We start from the raw sequence: 15756 nt of genomic DNA on the forward strand, positions 1-15756 counted from the left end.
ACGCAAAAGGGGCGGTTCACCGCCCCTTCCACCTCCAAACACAGCGCAGCCGGCAGAAAGGCAGCAGGCTGCCTTTCGCCTTAGCTCCTGTCGCGGATCTGCGTCAGTGTGCGGGTCGGCGTGATCGCCTCGGGATCGAGCTTGATCTCGACGATCGCCGGCTTGCCGCTGGCGCGCGCGCGTTCGAAGGCCGGCGCGAAGTCGGCGGTTTTTTCCACTGTTTCGCCATGGCCGCCATAGGCGCGGGCAAGTGCGGCGAAGTCCGGGTTCTTGAGATCCGTGGCGACGACGCGGCTCGGATATTCCCGCTCCTGATGCATGCGGATCGTGCCGTAGATGCCGTTGTTGACGACGATCACGATGATCGGCAGGTCATACTGGACAGCCGTCGCGAACTCCTGGCCGTTCATCAGGAAGCAACCGTCGCCGGCGAAGGCAACCACGGTGCGATCCGGGAACAGCGATTTGGCGGCAACCGCGGCCGGCGTGCCGTAGCCCATCGAGCCGGACGTGGGCGCCGCTTGCGTGCCGAAGCGGCGGTTGCGGTAGAAGCGATGCACCCAGGTGGCGTAATTTCCGGCGCCGTTGGTGAGGATGGCGTCTTCCGGCAGGACCTTTCCGAGATAGTCTATGATCGGGCCCATCTGGACGGCGCCGGGGCCGGTCTGGGGCGGCGTCGACCATTCGAGATAGGCGGCGTGCGCCTTTTCCGCCTCGGCCGCCCAGGAAGGCCTGATGGCAGGCTTGCGCTTGGCGAAGGCCTCGACGAAAGCGGCGGGCGAGGCGTTGATGGCTATCGTGGGCCGGTAAACGCGGCCGAGCTCGCCGGCGTCGGCATGGACATGCACCAGCGCCTGGTCGGGGTAGGGGCTTTTCAGCAGCGTGTAGTCGGAAGACGGCATCTCGCCCAGGCGGCCGCCGATTAAAAGCACGACGTCGGCCTGCTTGATCCGCTCCGCCAGCTTCGGATTGATGCCGATGCCGACATCGCCGGCGTAGTTCGGATGCAGATGGTCGAACAGCATCTGGCGGCGGAAGGAGCAGCCGACCGGCAGCGACCAGGTCTCGGCGATCGCGCGCATATGCGCCACCGCTTCCTCGTTCCAGCGCGTGCCGCCGAGAATGACGAAAGGACGCTTGGCGTTGCTCAGCAACATCTCCAGCGCATCGAGCTCGGCCTCGCCGGGGCGGGTTTCGACCGGCGTGTGCGGGAGCGCTTCCGGAGCCTCGACCTCGCTGGTCAGCATGTCCTCCGGCAGCGAGATGACCACCGGGCCAGGACGGCCGGAGGTCGCGACGGCGAAGGCGCGGGTGACGAATTCGGGGATGCGCGCGGCATCGTCGATCTCGACCACCCATTTGGCGATGTCGCCGAAGAAGCGTTTGTAGTCGACCTCCTGGAACGCCTCGCGTTCCTTGGCGTGGCTGGCGACCTGGCCGATGAACAGGATCAGCGGCACCGAATCCTGCATGGCGATGTGGATGCCTGCCGAAGCGTTGGTGGCGCCGGGGCCGCGGGTGACGAAGCAGATGCCGGGCTTGCCGGTCAGCCGACCCTGGCAGTCGGCCATCATAGCGGCGCCGCCTTCCTGGCGGCAGACGATGGTGCGGATTGCAGAATCATGCAGCGCGTCGAGCACCGCGAGATAGGATTCGCCCGGAACGCAGAAGATGCGGTCGGTGCCGTTCGCTTCGAGCGTCTCGACGATCAGTTGTCCGCCGGTCTTCATTTTGCTCTCTCCAGTTCGGCAAGGATTTCGTCCGTGTGCTCGCCGAGGCGCGGCGAGGGGCGCTCATAGACGAGCGGCGTGCCCGACATCACCATCGGCGCGCGCACCGAAGGCAGGCGATTGCCATGGCCGTCGTCGAGGTCGAGGCGCATGCCGCGCGCGATGGTCTGCGGATCGTCGAACATCTGGCCGATCGTGTTGATCGGGCTTGCCGGCACGCCGGCGGCTTCCAGCTTGGCGAGCAGCGGGTCGCGGTCGAACGTCGCCAGCGTCGCGACGATCGTCTCGCGCAGCTTCACACGGTTGGCGACGCGGGCAGGGTTGGTGGCGAAATCCGGATTGGCGGGCAGCTCGGCGAGGCCGACCGCGGCGCAGAACTTGCCGAACTGCCCATCATTGCCGACTGCCAGGATGATGTGGCCGTCGCGCACCGGCAGCACCTCATAGGGGGCGATGTTCATATGCGCATTGCCCATCTGCACCGGCGACTTGCCGGAAACCAGGTAGTTGAGGTTCTGGTTGCCGAGCGCCGAGATCTGGCTGTCGTAGAGCGCCATGTCGATATGCTGGCCCTCGCCGGTGTTCTCGGCATGGCGCAGTGCGGCCTGGATGGCGATCACCGAATAGAGGCCGGTGAAGAGATCGGAGATCGCGACGCCTGCCTTTTGCGGCTCGCGGCCGGGCTCGCCGGTGATCGACATCATGCCGGCCATGGCCTGGATGATGAAATCGTAGCCGGCGCGCGGCGCATAGGGGCCGTCCTGGCCGAAGCCGGTGATCGAGCAATAGACGAGGCGCGGATTGATCGCCTTCAGGCTTTCGTAGTCGAGGCCGTATTTCTTCAGGCCGCCGAGCTTGAAGTTCTCGATCAGCACGTCGGCGGAGGCGACCAGCTTGCGCAGCGTGTCGGCACCCTCCGGCTTGGAGAAATCGATGGCGATCGAGCGCTTGCCGCGATTGCAGGAATGGTAATAGGCGGCCGACAGGTTCTCGCCGTCATGGCTCATGACGAAGGGCGGACCCCATTTGCGGGTATCGTCGCCGCCGTCCGGGCTCTCGACCTTGATGACATCGGCGCCGAGGTCGGCCAGCAACTGCCCGGCCCAGGGGCCGGCCAGGATGCGGGCAAGTTCGATAACGCGGATGCCTTTCAGCGGGGGTTCGGCCATGGATCACCGTGTTCCAACGAAACGCAGGCTCTAGCAACCCGCACCGGCCCTGTCACGACCCATACGATAGGCCACGCCGGATCAGGATTTCAGCACGTCGTCCGCCCATGCGGCGAAATCATTCATGACGGCGTCGCGGTTGATCTCGTTCAGGCTTTCATGGCGGGTTTCGGGATAAACCGTTGAAACCAGATTCGAAAAGCCCATTGCCCGCATGCGCCTTGCCAGGTGATGGACGGCCTTGCCGTAGTCCGACGCGGGGTCCTTCTCGCCGCCGACAAGGTTGACGAAGAGATCGCGCCGGACGCCGGCAAAGCTCTGGTCCTTGCCGCCGTGAAGCGCCATGCCGACCACGTCGCGCCACATCGAGACCGAAGCATCCCAGCCGCAGAGCGGATCGGCGATATATTTGTCGACCTCGACCGGGTCGCGCGACAGCCAGTCGAACAAGGTTCGGTGGTTGGGCACCGCCTTGCCCCAGGCCTGAAAGGTGAGCTTGGGCAGAAGGCGCGACGGCACGTCGGAACCCAGCCGCATCCGCTCCCAGCCGAGGATGAGCAGCGCCAGCTGGCCGAGCAGGCCTTGCGAGAAATTGCCGTTCCAGATCGCGGCGGCATGGACACGCTCGGAGTGGCGCAGCACGAAGTTGAGCGCGACCGAGGCGCCCAGCGAATGGCCGAACACGATCACCGGCAGTCCCGAATGCTCCGAGGCGATCAGGTCGTGAACGGCGTCGACATCGGCGATCACCTTGGCGATGCCATCGCTGTCGGCAAATTTGCCGAGCGGCGCGTCGGACGCCTTTGTCGCGCCATGGCCGCGATGGTCATGGGCATAGACGTGGAATCCACGCTCGCTCAGGAAATCGGCAAAGCGGGCATAGCGCGCCGCATGCTCGGCCAGGCCATGGTTGATCTGGACCACGGCGCGCGGGTTTCCGGCGGCCTGTTTTACATAAAGGTTGAGCTCGGCCTTCGTCGGTGACGCCAGGCTCGTCTTTCTGTCGAATGGCATGTCTCGCTCCCTTGGCGACTGTTGGGCGAGGCTTTTGCCGGCGTCAAGTGCGGAGCGCGCGTTTGCCGATGTGCTACCACGGCATTCCGTCGTCACGCGGAGGTGCTAAGCGTGCTTGCGGACACGCCGGTGGACGCGGTGAGCTGGGGATTGTTTTTTCGCGCGGTGAAAAAAGATCGCAATTCTGACACGCCGGCTGTTCTAGTGTGACGAATCCAATACGGTTCAATAATCGCCGGGAGAGCGGGATGCGGGTTTGGGCATTGTGGGGTTCCATGGCGCTGGCTTTGGCCGGTGCCGGCGTGGCGCATGCCGACGTGAAGATGAGCGGCACTTTCGTTTCCGACAGCGCCTGCCCGGCGACGCAGGCCATCAAGAGCGGCAAGAACCCCGGCAACATCTCGACCGAAGCCGGGAAGAGCTACGAGCTGCTTGCCGGCAACAAGGACGAGCCCACCCATTATCTCATCCAGGTGCCGGGCGCCGACCCCGAGCGGCGCTGGGTGAAGATCAGTTGCGGCCATGTCAACGGCGGCAGCGCGCAGACGACCCCGGCGCCTTCCGGCCAGACCAAGCCGTCATCGTCTGCCTCCGGAAAACCCGAATATGTCTTTGCGCTGAGCTGGCAGCCGGCTTTCTGCGAAACCAAGGCAAGCAAACCCGAATGCAAGGCTCAGAACCCGGGCGAGTTCGACGCTTCGCACTTCACGCTGCACGGGCTGTGGCCACAGCCGAACGGCAATTTCTATTGCCAGGTGTCGGCGAGCGACAAGGCCAACGACAATCCCTCGCATTGGGGAGACCTGCCGCCGGTCGATCTCGACGCCAACACGCGCGCCGAACTCGACCAGGTGATGCCGGGCACGGCTTCCAAGCTCGAGCGCCACGAATGGATCAAGCACGGCACCTGCTACGGCAAGAGCCAGCAGGAGTATTTCTCCGACGCGCTCAACCTGATGCGGGCGGTGAACGCGTCCGCGGTGCGCGACCTCTTCAACAAGAACATCGGCAAGCAATTGACCTCGGATCAGATCCGCGGCGCCTTCAACGAGGCTTTCGGCGCCGGCGCGGGCGACCGCGTGCGCGTATCCTGCCTGGTCGACCCGTCGAGCGGCCGGCGCCTGATCGGCGAATTGACGCTCGGCCTGTCCGGCCCGATCGGCCCGGACAGCAAGCTTGCCGACCTCCTGATGGCGTCGGCGCCGACAGCCAAGGCCGGTTGCCCGAAGGGCACGGTCGACGCGATCGGTTTCCAGTAGGCGGCGGTTTTGGTCAAACCGTCTGGGGTTAGGCTGCGACGAAAAGCTGTGGACCGACTTGAGGGGCGCAAACCGGCGAATGCGCGCGGATTGACCGTCGCACGCCGAAAGCGATTGCCGTTCGGCGCTTCATCGCCTACATAGCGCGCAACCCCCATCCACCTTGACACTTCAGTTTCCAAGGAAAGCGCGCGTGGCTCGCCAGTTCATCTATCACATGTCCGGCCTGTCGAAGGCCTATGGCACCAAGAAGGTGCTCGATAACGTTCACCTGTCCTTCTACCCGGACGCCAAGATCGGCATTCTCGGCCCCAACGGCTCGGGCAAGTCGACGATCCTGCGCATCATGGCCGGGCTCGACAAGGAGTTCCAGGGCGAAGCCTGGCTGGCCGAAGGCGCGACCGTCGGCTACCTGCCACAGGAGCCGCAGCTCGACCCTAGCAAGACCGTGATGGAAAACGTCATGGAAGGCGTCGCCAAGAAGACGGCCATCATCGAGCGCTACAACGAGCTGATGATGAATTACTCCGACGAGACGGCGGAAGAGTCCGGCAAACTCCAGGACGAAATGGATCGGCTCAACCTGTGGGATCTCGAACAGCAGGTCGAGATGGCGATGGATGCGCTGCAGTGCCCGCCAGGCGACTCCGAGGTGACCAACCTGTCGGGCGGCGAGCGCCGCCGCGTCGCGCTTTGCCAGCTTCTGCTGCGCCAGCCCGACCTTCTGCTGCTCGACGAACCGACCAACCATCTCGACGCCGAGACCACGGCGTGGCTGGAAAAGCACCTGCGCGACTATCCGGGCTCGGTGCTGATCATCACCCACGACCGCTACTTCCTCGACAATGTCACCGGCTGGATCCTCGAGCTCGATCGCGGCCGCGGCATCCCCTACGAGGGCAACTACACCAAGTATCTCGACGCCAAGGCCAAGCGCCTGATCCAGGAAGGCCGCGAGGACGACGCCCGCCAGAAGTCGATCTGGCGCGAGCGCGAGTGGATCCAGTCCTCGCCCAAGGCGCGCCAGACCAAGTCGAAAGCGCGTATCAAGGCCTATGAGGAATTGGTCGAGCAGTCGCAGAACCGCAAGCCGACCGACACCCAGATCGTCATCCCGTCGAGCGAGCGCCTCGGCAATGTCGTCATCGAGGTCGAAGGCCTCAACAAGGGCTTTGGCGACGAGCTTCTGATCGAGAACCTGTCGTTCCGGCTGCCGCCGGGAGGCATCGTCGGCGTCATCGGCCCGAACGGCGCCGGCAAGACGACGCTGTTCAAGACGTTCACCGGCGCGGAAAAGCCGGATTCTGGCTCGATCCGCATCGGCGAAACCGTCAAGCTCGGCTATGTCGACCAGAGCCGCGACGCGCTCGATCCGAACAAGACGGTGTGGGAAGAGATCTCCGGCGGCGCCGAGGTCATCAAGCTCGGCAAGCACGAGATCAACAGCCGCGCCTATTGCTCGTCCTTCAACTTCCGCGGCGGCGACCAGCAGCAGAAGGTCGGCAACCTGTCGGGCGGTCAGCGCAACCGCGTGCATCTGGCCAAGATGCTGAAGAATGGCGGCAACGTTCTGCTGCTCGACGAACCGACCAACGACCTCGACACCGAAACGCTGGGCGCGCTGGAAGACGCGCTGGAAGCCTATGCCGGCTGCGCCGTCATCATCAGCCACGACCGCATGTTCCTCGACCGCATGGCCACGCATATGCTCGCCTTCGAGGGCGATGCGCATGTCGAATGGTTCGAAGGCAATTTCGAGGAATATGAGAAGGACAAGCTGCGGCGCCTCGGCGCCGAAGCGGCGACCCCGCACCGCATGACGCACAAGCGGCTGACGCGGTAGGAGCTTACAGAGGCTCGACCTGCGCAACAAATTGCTTCGCTAGCGCCTCGCTGGCGAAGCGTCCAATCTCTTCGTAACCTGGGCGGTGTTCTGCGTTGTCCGGCGATTTCAGAACGACAAAAGCCCCAGCGTCGGCAACCACCTGAAACGTTAAGTCTTCACTCTCTACAGGCGTCGCGTGACGTGCGCCGCAGCTTGGGCACTCGTCATCACACATGCAGGACCATTCGTCGATCCAATGTTCACTGCACCTGTAGCATTCGTAGTGGTTTGCAAACCAGGCCATGTTGGAGTCTCCCTACGCCGCGAGACTATAGCGGATTGCTTCTAATTCGATAGCGCCCACGAGAAACGAAATCGAGATATCCGCTATCCCTAAGAGCTTGCAGTTGCTGGCGAATCTTTGGCCGGACATTCCTGTTGTGGGGGTATAGAGCGCTCAATCTACTTTCAAACGAGTAGACCTGCTCGATATCAAATTCCACAGTGCCGATCAGGTCGACGCATTTCATAACTTCGACTAGCCAGCCACGAGCTTCCGCTTCCTTCTCGCGAAGAAAAAGAGTCTTCTGCCATTGCGCAATGACCGCTTCCTTCGGAATTGGAACGCTGTTTCGAACGATATAGATGCGCCCTGAATTCGGCACGCGATTAAGCAGTATGTTCGAGCCGATCCATCCCGCTCTTCTCGCTGTTAGCGCAAGTGGCTTTCTTTTTTCAATGATGTCTGGGATGAAGAAATGTTTGGGCACCATGCAAACGTCTAACACGGTCATTTTTTTGAGATCGTAGTTCAGCAATATTAGGTTTGGATTAGTTGACGATGCCAACCTATCGATCTTGGTGAAATACGCACCATCGGCAACTTTCGCCCCGAAGGCTTTCTTCTGACTTTTCAACTCGAATTGGTCGCTGCAATGACCGCAGAAAAAATCGGCAACGGGCTGGTTTGCAGAAAACTGACTCAGTCGTGAACTGGCGCAGTTGGGGCAATAAACCCATTGGGAGACCCATTGTTCGGTCCACACTCTCGCGCGCTGAGAGCCGCTGACGTATTTGGCTTGCGCTTCCTCGAAACCAAATTTCATTCGCGATTCGAGCCATCTGCTTGAATTTGGTTGAAACTTACCGTCATGCCCATGAAGCAATCAAGAGGTTGATACCGCTCGAAAATTCGATTGCTCTTTTGGCTTTGAGTGGTAACAGCATGTGCCCAGATCAATCACAGAGATTGGATGCGATGACCGAGAAGCGCCCCGACTGGTCCGCCGCCCAATATCTGAAGTTCGAAGACGAGCGCACGCGGCCCGCGCGTGATCTCGTTTCGCAGGTGCCGGTCGATTTCCCGCGCCGCGTCGTCGATATCGGCTGCGGTCCGGGCAACTCGACCGAGCTTCTGGTAGAACGCTGGCCTGATGCTCAAGTCAGCGGCTTCGACACTTCGCCCGACATGATCGAGAAGGCGCGGGCGCGGCTGCCGAATGTCAATTTCGAGCTGGCGGATGCCGCCGGATGGCAGCCTGAGCATCTCATCGACGTCATCTTCGCCAATGCCGTCTTCCAGTGGCTGCCGGAGCATCCGGCGGTGTTCCAGCGGCTGATGGGGCTACTGGCGCCGGGCGGCGCCCTGGCCGTCCAGATGCCGGACAATCTCGGCGAAGCCTCGCACCAGCTGATGCGCGAGACTGCGGCGGAAGTGCCGTTTGCCGCCAAGCTGAAAGGCGCCGCCCGCGGGCCGCTGCCGCCGGTGTCCTTCTACTACGATCTTCTGTCGCCGCTCGCCGACCGGCTCGATATCTGGCACACCATCTACAACCACCCGCTGGCCGATGCCGAAGCGATCGTCGAATGGGTCAAGTCGACCGGGTTGAAGCCGTTCCTCGATCCGCTCGACGCGGATGAGAAGAAGGTGTTCCTCGACAGTTATACGGCAAAGATCGCCAAGGCCTATCCGAAGACGGCGAACGGCAAGGTGCTGTTGCGCTTCCCTCGGATATTCATCGTCGCCAAGCGGGCTTAACCCCGGGGCGCTTCCAGCGCTTGACCCCCTTGTGCCGTCATGCGCATTTCATCCACCTGGGCGATGGCCGACCGTCTGCGGTGGAGGGGGATAAGCGATGACACTGGGCAAGATAGCGCTCATAAGCAGTCTATGTGTGGCTGCGGTACTTTGTTTTTCGATGGCGGCCGAGGCCAAGCCGGCACGCTGCTTCACCACGGATGACGGCTATTATTCGTGCAATTACAAAGCCCTGGACGGCGAGGGCAGCTTCCGCATCTCGGCGCCGGGCTATCCCACCATCACGCTTGAAATCGACCAGCCGGGCTTTGCCTTCGGCTACGCCAGGTTCGGCAGCCACAGCCGATCGCTGCCGGGGCAGTTCGTGCGCAGCCGCGACGACGGCGCCTGCTGGAACAATCCGCAGACCAACACCAAAGTCTGTGCCTGGTGAACGCCCTCACGGATTTGTGCGGTCACGAGTTTAAGCTGGCATAAACCGGCCAAATGCGACAAGGGTTGCGCCGGGCCGGTTCCGCGCTCATCTCAAGGCCGCAAGGCCCGTGCCATTTGTTTCAACGCAATTCCGGACGGAAAACCGGTTCCCACTTTCCCCGGAATTGCTCTAGACGGATTGGACATGCATCGCGTCATCATCAGCGGCATCGGCGCCGAAATCCCTGAACCCGTCATCACCAATGAAGAGCTGGTCGCAAGCTTCAACAGCTGGGTGGACACCGAGAATGCGCGCCGCGCCGACACCGGCGAGCCGCCTTTGCAGAAATCGGACAGCGACTTCATCGTGCACGCCTCGGGCGTGAGGAGCCGCCATGTCGTCGAGCGCGAGGGTATCCTCGACCCGACCCGCATGTCGCCGCGCATTCCGGCACGGCCGGACGACGCGCTGTCATTGGAGGCGGAGTTCGGCATCGCCTCGGCCAGGAAGGCGCTTGCCCATGCTGGGGTCGATGGGTCGGACATCGATCTGGTGATCTGCTCGGCCTCGCACCATCAGCGGCCCTATCCGGCCATCGCCATCGAGATGCAGGAGGCGCTGGGAACCAAGGGCGCCGGCTTCGACATGGGGCTCGGCTGTTCTTCCGCCGCGGCGGCGCTGCATGTCGCCGTCAACCTGGTGAGGTCGGGGGCGCACAAGCGCATCCTGGTGTCGACGCCTGAGATCATCACCGGCCATCTCAACTTCCGCGACCGGCAGACGCATTTCATCTTCGGCGACGCTTCGGTAGCCATGATCGTCGAGGGACTGGCACAGGGCGAAAAGCGGCCGGGGCGCTTCGAGGTGCTCGACACCCGCACCTGGACGCAGATGTCGAACAACATCCGCACCAATCTCGGCTACCACACGCGCACGGCCCAGGACGATCCCTACATGATCAAACTGGAAGGCAATCTCATCAAGCAGGTCGGCAACAAGGTGTTCAAGGAAGTCACCGTCGCCGGCCAGAAATTCATCGTCGAATTCCTGGCCGAGCACGGGCTGACGCCCGATGGCATCCGCCGCTTCTGGCTGCATCAGGCCAATGCGCGCATGAATGCGATGATCCTGAAATTGTCCTTCGGCCACGACGTCGACCATGATCGCGCGCCGATGGTGCTGGAGCGGCTCGGCAACACGGCCGGCGCCGGCGCGATCGTGGCACTGTCGGAGAACCATGCCGACATGAAGGCCGGCGATTTCGGCCTGATCTGCGCCTTCGGCGCCGGCTATTCGATCGGCGGCGCGCTGCTGAGAATGCTGTAACCGGCGATCAGGCCGGTGCGAAGGGCACCAGCATCGGCACGCGCCTGGCGTAATCGTCATAGGCCGGGCCGAGCTCGCCGCGCAGGAAGCTCTCTTCCAACCTCGCCTTGACCACGACGCCGACGAGCAGCAGGGCGGCGCCGGCTATGCCCCAGACCGTGCCCTTGACGGCCATGGTGGCAAGGATCGAGAGCAGCAGGCCGGTGTAGATCGGGTGGCGGACCAGGCCATAGGGGCCGGTATCGACCACGCGATGATCGGCCTTGGCGGTGACGTTGGCCGACCATAGCCGGCCAAGATGCAGGCGCGCCCACCAGGCGAAGGCGATTCCGACAGCGATCAGGGCGACGCAGATCCAGGCTTCGGTAAGCGTCGGCATCCAGAGTCGCAGCCGTCCGGCATAGCCGTGCGCCGGCACGAACAGCAGGACGGTGCCGGCCAGCCAGAACACCCGGTATCGGGCTTCCGCCCTGAAGTCCGCGCGCTTCTGCGCCGGATCGGCCCAGGAGGCGGCGAGGATCCAGGATACCACCCAGAACAGCCAAAGCGCGGCGATTGCGTGTCCAACCTGCATGTCCGAGCCTCCTCCCGATTGCGCGCGATCGTCTATGCCGCAGGCGCGGCAGCATTGCGGCTTGCGGCGGCCGGCGGAAGGCATTTGCGGTAAGAAGATCGTGATCGCCATCAAAGGGCGTGATCGGATCATCAGCGCTTTCGACTGGACCGCATTCCTCGCGGCCTTTAGACCAGCGGCATGCAGGAAATGAACCTTGATCTTTTTCCCGTGGCGGGACCGACGGTCGACATCGTGCCGGGCCGCAAGCTGACGGCGAAGGCAGCGGCGCTCTTTGCCGCTCCGCACGATCATTTCGAGACGAGGGCGGTCGAGGAACTGCGGCTCGGCTTCGACGGTATCGCGGGCGACTTCCATGGCGGAACAACGCGGCGCTCCGGCGGACGCGAGCCCTGGTATCCGCGCGGCACCGAGATGCGCAACGAGCGGCAATTGTCGCTCGTCGCGGCGGACGAGCTTGCCGTCGTCGCCCAGCGCATGGGGCTCAATGAGATCAAGCCGGAGTGGATCGGCGCCAATCTTGTGATCGAAGGGGTGCCGCAGCTTTCGATGCTGCCGGCCGGTTCACTGATGTTCTTCAAGGGTGGCGTGACGCTCAAGGTCGACGGGCAGAACAAGCCGTGCCGCATCGCTGGCCAGTCGATCGCCGAGCATGTCCGCTCGGCGGACCACGAGGCGACCGCGCTGCTCTTTCCAAAGATGGCGAAGCGGCTGCGTGGCCTTGTGGCCTGGGTCGAAAAGCCTGGCATCATCAGGGCCGGCGAAGAGATCTCGGTGCGGGTGCCGGAGCAGTGGATTTATCAGGCCTGAAGCCACGCTGCCGAAGCAGGGGCGCCACTGGATTTATTTGGCGCGGGTCAGGGATAGCACACCACGCTCGACCAGGCCGGATCGTCATGCCTCCCAGCAGAAAGCCTATCAGACGTTCGGTGATCGGGCCGACCTCACTCGTCTTCGTCGTCTTCCTCGAGCAGGCGCGTCGCCCGCCAGCGGGTCAGCACCATATTGGTCTGCTCGATGACGAAGAAGCGCGCCGAATCCCGGTCATAGCCTTCGGCTAGAAGCTTTTCGTAGTCGGTGTGGGCGTGGCGGATATGAGCGATGGTGGCCAACCACACCGCGATCGTCGGCGGCAGGGTCTTCATATGCACCGAACCGGCGTCGGCGCGGATCTTTTCCATGTCGGCGTAAGGAGCGAGCGGCAACAGCGCGGTCAGCGCCTTGGCGATGGCGCGGCGGCGGCCGGTGGGGGCGCTCATTTCTCGCCGCGCCCGGCGATGGTCGCTTCGGGGAAAGCGTCGGTCGAGGCATAGTAGGGCTCGATGTCGATGACCGGCGTGCCGTCGAGCACATCGATGGCGTCGATCCCGATCCGGCCGGCCTCGATGTCTAGGGCGACAAGCTTTGCCACATGCAGGCCGACAGGGTTCGGCCGGGCAGGGGAACGCAGCGAGAAAACGCCTTTCGGTTCAGCCGCATGGCGCGGTTTCTGCACAATCAGATTCCGCGGCGCATGATGGAGCCAAGACAGGATGACGATGTGGCTGGCGCGTTCCAGGTTTTGCAGCCCCGGGCGATAGGGCTCGTCGACCAGGACTGTCGCGGCCCGCCGAGTTTCGCGGGCGGCGCGCATGTTCTTTGGGCACTCCTCGCGGACCGTCCAGGGCGAGACGATGCGGCCGATGAAGACGACATGGCCGTCCGGCCGCAGTTCCGCCGGATCGGCTGCAAGAAGCGTTTCACCTTGGCGCGTTTCAAACATCCTGCTCATCCCGCGGAAGAACCGCCAGCCCGTCGCGGATCACGGCTGCGCCATTTTCTTGTCCGGAAGCGACATAGCGCTTGCCAGGGTTTCAAAATCGACATAAACATATCTTTATATCTTTCAACGAGAACCCGCTCATGCATGTCTCGCTCGACACAATGGTAGATACATTGAAGGCGGCGGCCGAATCCAGCCGGCTGCGCATCCTGGTGCTGCTTTCGCGCGGCGATCTTACCGTTTCGGACCTTACGGAGATCCTTGGACAGTCGCAGCCGCGCGTCTCGCGTCATCTGAAGCTTTTGCTCGATGCCGGGCTGATCGGCCGCTACCAGGAAGGGTCTTGGGCCTTCTTCAGGCTGACCGATACGGATAATTCGCGCGATTTCGTGCAGCGTCTGGTCTCGGCCATAAGCGAGGCCGATCCGCAGGCGGTGCGCGATCTCGAGCGGTTGGCGGCGGTGAAGCGCAAAAGGCAGGACCGAGCCGCCGAATATTTCTCCGAGAACGCCGCGAGCTGGGATCATATCCGCTCGCTGCATGTGCCGGACCGCGCGGTGGAAGCCGCGCTCATCAAGCTCGTCGGCAAGCGGCCGTTCCAGTCGATGCTCGACCTCGGCACCGGCACCGGTCGGCTGCTGGAAATCTTTTCGCCGCTCTACCGTCGCGGCGTCGGCATCGACATGTCGCGCGAGATGCTGACGGTTGCGCGCGCCAATCTCGACAAGGCGGGCGTCGCCAACGCGCAGGTGCGCCAGGGCGACATCTTCTCCCCGCCGGTCGAGCGCAACGCCTTCGACCTCGTCACCATCCACCAGGTGCTGCACTATCTCGACGATCCGGCGCGCGCCATCGCCGAAGCGGCGAGGCTGCTCAGGCCATCGGGCCGGCTGATCGTCGTCGACTTCGCGCCGCACGCGCTCGAATTCCTGCGCGACCAGCACGCCCATATGCGGCTGGGCTTCTCCGACCGGCAGATTTCCGAGTGGTTTGCGGAGGCCGGCCTCGACCTCGAGGAGAGCCAGGAATTCGAGCCGCGCGGCGGCAACGAGGCAAGGCTCACCGTCAAGCTCTGGCTCGGCCGCGACCGTCGCCTTTTGATCGCCGATCCGTCCAACGATTCCTTGCCAGTGAGGGAAACAGCCTGATGAACCAGTTCCGCTTTTCCCGCCGCCCCGACATCGGCGACAAGGTCCGGGTTTCGTTCGAATTCTTCCCACCGAAAAACGATGAGATGGAAGCGAGGCTCTGGGACACGGTCACAAGGCTGGAGCCGCTCAAGCCGAAATTCGTCTCGGTGACCTACGGCGCCGGCGGTTCGACCCGCGAGCGTACGGCGCGCACGGTCAAGCGCATCTTGAACGAGACGACGCTGACGCCGGCGGCGCATATGACTTGCGTCGATGCCGCGCGCGACCAGGTCGACACGGTCATCCGCGAATTCGCCGATATGGGCGTCAAACGCTTCGTCGCGCTGCGTGGCGATCCGGCGGCCGGCGTGGGCACGAGCTACCGCCCGCATCCCGATGGCTATGCCAATGGCGCCGAACTGGTCGGGGCGCTGAAAGGCGTCGGCGATTTCGATATCTCGGTCTCGGCTTATCCGGAAAAGCACCCGGAAAGCCCGGACTTCGCCACCGACATCGACATGCTGAAGCGCAAGGTCGACAATGGCGCGACGCGGGCGATCACCCAGTTCTTCTTCGACAACGATCTCTACGAGCGCTATGTCGAGCGGGCGCGCCGCGCCGGCATCTACATCCCCATCGTGCCGGGCATCCTGCCGGTGCATAATTTCACCCAGGTCGCCAATTTCTCGTCGCGCTGCGGGGCGCTGGTGCCGGCCTGGCTGGCCGAGCGTTTCGAGGGGCTGGAGAACGATCCGCAGACGCATGCCCTGGTGGCCTCGGCGGTCGCGGCCGAGCAGGTGCTCGACCTCGTCGAGCGCGGCGTTGGTGACTTCCATTTCTATACGATGAACCGTGCCGACCTCGTCTTTGCCGTCTGCCACATGATTGGCATCCGCTCGCATGAGGCGGAGGCGGCGGGTTCGGCCGCCGCATAAAGCGCGTCGCGCTGAAACGGATTCAGGCGACGCGCTTTAGGTCCTTTGTTGATGCATGTCGTTGCCGCAAAACCGACGTCACTTTTGCGCGACATGCATTAAAGCAGGTCGCGTGAAAAAGGATTCACGCAACCTGCTTTAAGTCTTTGATCTTAAGCATGTCTTTGTCCCGAAACCGGGACCACTTTCGGGAGACATGCTTTAAGTCTTTGCTTTGTTGCATGTCGTTGTCCCAGAACCGCTGCGCACTTCTGGGCGACATGCATTAAGGCAGGCTGCAACGGAAAAGGCCGGGTAGAACCCGGCCTTTTCGAACTGTTGGACTATTCTCGGTGCTGGTCTTCCCGGCTTTGGCGGGTCAGGGAAGAACGCCTATGATAAGGGCACCGATGAATGCGAATGCGGCACAAATCATCAAAGCGTTGATCGGCCTCGTCAGTCCCATGTCATAGCCTCCTCTTCAGAGCTATGGCAGGAGTCTAGGGTCATTTGTGCCACAGGCAAGCGGAAAACGTGCTGCAATGCGACATGAATGTGGAATTTGCGACCTGCAATTCGACGTTAGCCGTTGAAACTCTT

General features: G+C 62.9%; 16 protein-coding genes. 8 read left to right on the plus strand and 8 right to left on the minus strand.

Annotated features, from left to right (window positions below; translation table 11 throughout):
* Positions 1–80: 80 nt before the first annotated feature.
* The 3 genes from AC0YKC_RS06935 to AC0YKC_RS06945 all read right to left on the minus strand — a co-directional run bounded on the left by AC0YKC_RS06935 (position 81) and on the right by AC0YKC_RS06945 (position 3913).
* Positions 81–1730 (minus strand): thiamine pyrophosphate-binding protein, encoded by a 1650-nt coding sequence (locus tag AC0YKC_RS06935; protein ID WP_488510595.1) that lies wholly within the window; start codon positions 1728–1730, stop codon positions 81–83.
* The gene (locus AC0YKC_RS06940; RefSeq protein WP_488510596.1) at positions 1727–2899 is read right to left on the minus strand and encodes a CaiB/BaiF CoA transferase family protein; all 1173 of its coding nucleotides are present in this window, start codon (positions 2897–2899) and stop codon (positions 1727–1729) included. Before AC0YKC_RS06940 ends, AC0YKC_RS06935 begins: the two co-directional genes overlap by 4 nt.
* An 81-nt stretch (positions 2900–2980) precedes the next feature.
* Positions 2981–3913, minus strand: coding sequence for an alpha/beta fold hydrolase (locus AC0YKC_RS06945; protein WP_488510597.1), 933 nt, complete (start codon positions 3911–3913; stop codon positions 2981–2983).
* Positions 3914–4161: 248 nt separating this feature from the next.
* Here AC0YKC_RS06945 and AC0YKC_RS06950 point away from each other — a divergent pair, with 248 nt between their 5' ends.
* Together AC0YKC_RS06950 and ettA are read left to right on the plus strand one after the other, a co-directional pair.
* The gene (locus AC0YKC_RS06950; RefSeq protein ID WP_488510598.1) at positions 4162–5172 is read left to right on the plus strand and encodes a ribonuclease T2 family protein; all 1011 of its coding nucleotides are present in this window, start codon (positions 4162–4164) and stop codon (positions 5170–5172) included.
* A gap of 193 nt (positions 5173–5365) precedes the next feature.
* A complete protein-coding gene (ettA, locus tag AC0YKC_RS06955) occupies positions 5366–7015 on the plus strand; it encodes an energy-dependent translational throttle protein EttA (RefSeq protein ID WP_488510599.1) in 1650 nt (549 codons plus the stop codon).
* Between the two features lie 4 nt (positions 7016–7019).
* Here the strand turns inward: ettA and AC0YKC_RS06960 are convergent, their stop codons facing one another.
* Together AC0YKC_RS06960 and AC0YKC_RS06965 are read right to left on the minus strand one after the other, a co-directional pair.
* On the minus strand, positions 7020–7301 hold the full coding sequence (locus tag AC0YKC_RS06960; RefSeq protein ID WP_488510600.1) for a hypothetical protein: 282 nt from the start codon (positions 7299–7301) through the stop codon (positions 7020–7022).
* A 25-nt stretch (positions 7302–7326) separates the two neighbouring features.
* Positions 7327–8103 carry a DpnI domain-containing protein gene (locus AC0YKC_RS06965; protein ID WP_488510601.1) on the minus strand — a complete coding sequence of 259 codons (777 nt, stop codon included), beginning with the start codon at positions 8101–8103 and terminating at the stop codon, positions 7327–7329.
* 152 nt (positions 8104–8255) lie between these two features.
* On the opposite strand from AC0YKC_RS06965, the gene tam reads away from it, so the two are divergent.
* From tam to AC0YKC_RS06980, 3 genes are all read left to right on the plus strand, one after another.
* Positions 8256–9035, plus strand: a complete 780-nt coding sequence (tam, locus tag AC0YKC_RS06970; protein WP_488510602.1) for a trans-aconitate 2-methyltransferase — start codon at positions 8256–8258, stop codon at positions 9033–9035.
* Positions 9036–9171: 136 nt separating this feature from the next.
* The gene (locus AC0YKC_RS06975) at positions 9172–9468 is read left to right on the plus strand and encodes a hypothetical protein (protein ID WP_488510603.1); all 297 of its coding nucleotides are present in this window, start codon (positions 9172–9174) and stop codon (positions 9466–9468) included.
* 186 nt (positions 9469–9654) lie between these two features.
* Positions 9655–10776, plus strand: coding sequence for a beta-ketoacyl-ACP synthase III (locus AC0YKC_RS06980; RefSeq protein WP_488510604.1), 1122 nt, complete (start codon positions 9655–9657; stop codon positions 10774–10776).
* 7 nt (positions 10777–10783) lie between these two features.
* Here the strand turns inward: AC0YKC_RS06980 and AC0YKC_RS06985 are convergent, their stop codons facing one another.
* Positions 10784–11350, minus strand: a complete 567-nt coding sequence (locus tag AC0YKC_RS06985) for a methyltransferase family protein (protein ID WP_488510605.1) — start codon at positions 11348–11350, stop codon at positions 10784–10786.
* A 180-nt stretch (positions 11351–11530) separates the two neighbouring features.
* Here AC0YKC_RS06985 and AC0YKC_RS06990 point away from each other — a divergent pair, with 180 nt between their 5' ends.
* Positions 11531–12160 (plus strand): MOSC domain-containing protein, encoded by a 630-nt coding sequence (locus AC0YKC_RS06990; protein ID WP_434723375.1) that lies wholly within the window; start codon positions 11531–11533, stop codon positions 12158–12160.
* A gap of 134 nt (positions 12161–12294) precedes the next feature.
* Here the strand turns inward: AC0YKC_RS06990 and AC0YKC_RS06995 are convergent, their stop codons facing one another.
* Both AC0YKC_RS06995 and tsaA read right to left on the minus strand, forming a co-directional pair.
* Positions 12295–12609: a DUF2293 domain-containing protein gene (locus tag AC0YKC_RS06995; protein ID WP_320295082.1), complete on the minus strand. Its 315-nt coding sequence runs from the start codon at positions 12607–12609 to the stop codon at positions 12295–12297.
* Entirely contained in the window at positions 12606–13112 is a 507-nt protein-coding gene (gene tsaA, locus AC0YKC_RS07000; RefSeq protein ID WP_488510606.1) for a tRNA (N6-threonylcarbamoyladenosine(37)-N6)-methyltransferase TrmO, read from the minus strand. The genes AC0YKC_RS06995 and tsaA overlap by 4 nt, the downstream gene beginning before the upstream one ends.
* A gap of 140 nt (positions 13113–13252) precedes the next feature.
* Here tsaA and AC0YKC_RS07005 point away from each other — a divergent pair, with 140 nt between their 5' ends.
* Positions 13253–14260 carry an ArsR/SmtB family transcription factor gene (locus AC0YKC_RS07005; RefSeq protein ID WP_488510607.1) on the plus strand — a complete coding sequence of 336 codons (1008 nt, stop codon included), beginning with the start codon at positions 13253–13255 and terminating at the stop codon, positions 14258–14260.
* Positions 14260–15177, plus strand: a complete 918-nt coding sequence (metF, locus tag AC0YKC_RS07010) for a methylenetetrahydrofolate reductase [NAD(P)H] (RefSeq protein ID WP_320295085.1) — start codon at positions 14260–14262, stop codon at positions 15175–15177. Before AC0YKC_RS07005 ends, metF begins: the two co-directional genes overlap by 1 nt.
* Positions 15178–15756: the final 579 nt, after the last annotated feature.

Source organism: Mesorhizobium sp. CNPSo 4661, assembly GCF_057784215.1.

What these genes read in the sequence shown, in the direction of transcription:
- AC0YKC_RS06935 (WP_488510595.1), bottom strand. Translation starts at nt 1,730, where the DNA reads ATGAAGACCGGCGGACAACTGATCGTCGAGACGCTCGAAGCGAACGGC.
- AC0YKC_RS06940 (WP_488510596.1), bottom strand. Translation starts at nt 2,899, where the DNA reads ATGGCCGAACCCCCGCTGAAAGGCATCCGCGTTATCGAACTTGCCCGC.
- AC0YKC_RS06945 (WP_488510597.1), bottom strand. Translation starts at nt 3,913, where the DNA reads ATGCCATTCGACAGAAAGACGAGCCTGGCGTCACCGACGAAGGCCGAG.
- AC0YKC_RS06950 (WP_488510598.1), top strand. Translation starts at nt 4,162, where the DNA reads ATGCGGGTTTGGGCATTGTGGGGTTCCATGGCGCTGGCTTTGGCCGGT.
- AC0YKC_RS06960 (WP_488510600.1), bottom strand. Translation starts at nt 7,301, where the DNA reads ATGGCCTGGTTTGCAAACCACTACGAATGCTACAGGTGCAGTGAACAT.
- AC0YKC_RS06965 (WP_488510601.1), bottom strand. Translation starts at nt 8,103, where the DNA reads ATGAAATTTGGTTTCGAGGAAGCGCAAGCCAAATACGTCAGCGGCTCT.
- tam (WP_488510602.1), top strand. Translation starts at nt 8,256, where the DNA reads ATGACCGAGAAGCGCCCCGACTGGTCCGCCGCCCAATATCTGAAGTTC.
- AC0YKC_RS06980 (WP_488510604.1), top strand. Translation starts at nt 9,655, where the DNA reads ATGCATCGCGTCATCATCAGCGGCATCGGCGCCGAAATCCCTGAACCC.
- AC0YKC_RS06985 (WP_488510605.1), bottom strand. Translation starts at nt 11,350, where the DNA reads ATGCAGGTTGGACACGCAATCGCCGCGCTTTGGCTGTTCTGGGTGGTA.
- AC0YKC_RS06990 (WP_434723375.1), top strand. Translation starts at nt 11,531, where the DNA reads ATGCAGGAAATGAACCTTGATCTTTTTCCCGTGGCGGGACCGACGGTC.
- AC0YKC_RS06995 (WP_320295082.1), bottom strand. Translation starts at nt 12,609, where the DNA reads ATGAGCGCCCCCACCGGCCGCCGCCGCGCCATCGCCAAGGCGCTGACC.
- tsaA (WP_488510606.1), bottom strand. Translation starts at nt 13,112, where the DNA reads ATGTTTGAAACGCGCCAAGGTGAAACGCTTCTTGCAGCCGATCCGGCG.
- AC0YKC_RS07005 (WP_488510607.1), top strand. Translation starts at nt 13,253, where the DNA reads ATGCATGTCTCGCTCGACACAATGGTAGATACATTGAAGGCGGCGGCC.
- metF (WP_320295085.1), top strand. Translation starts at nt 14,260, where the DNA reads ATGAACCAGTTCCGCTTTTCCCGCCGCCCCGACATCGGCGACAAGGTC.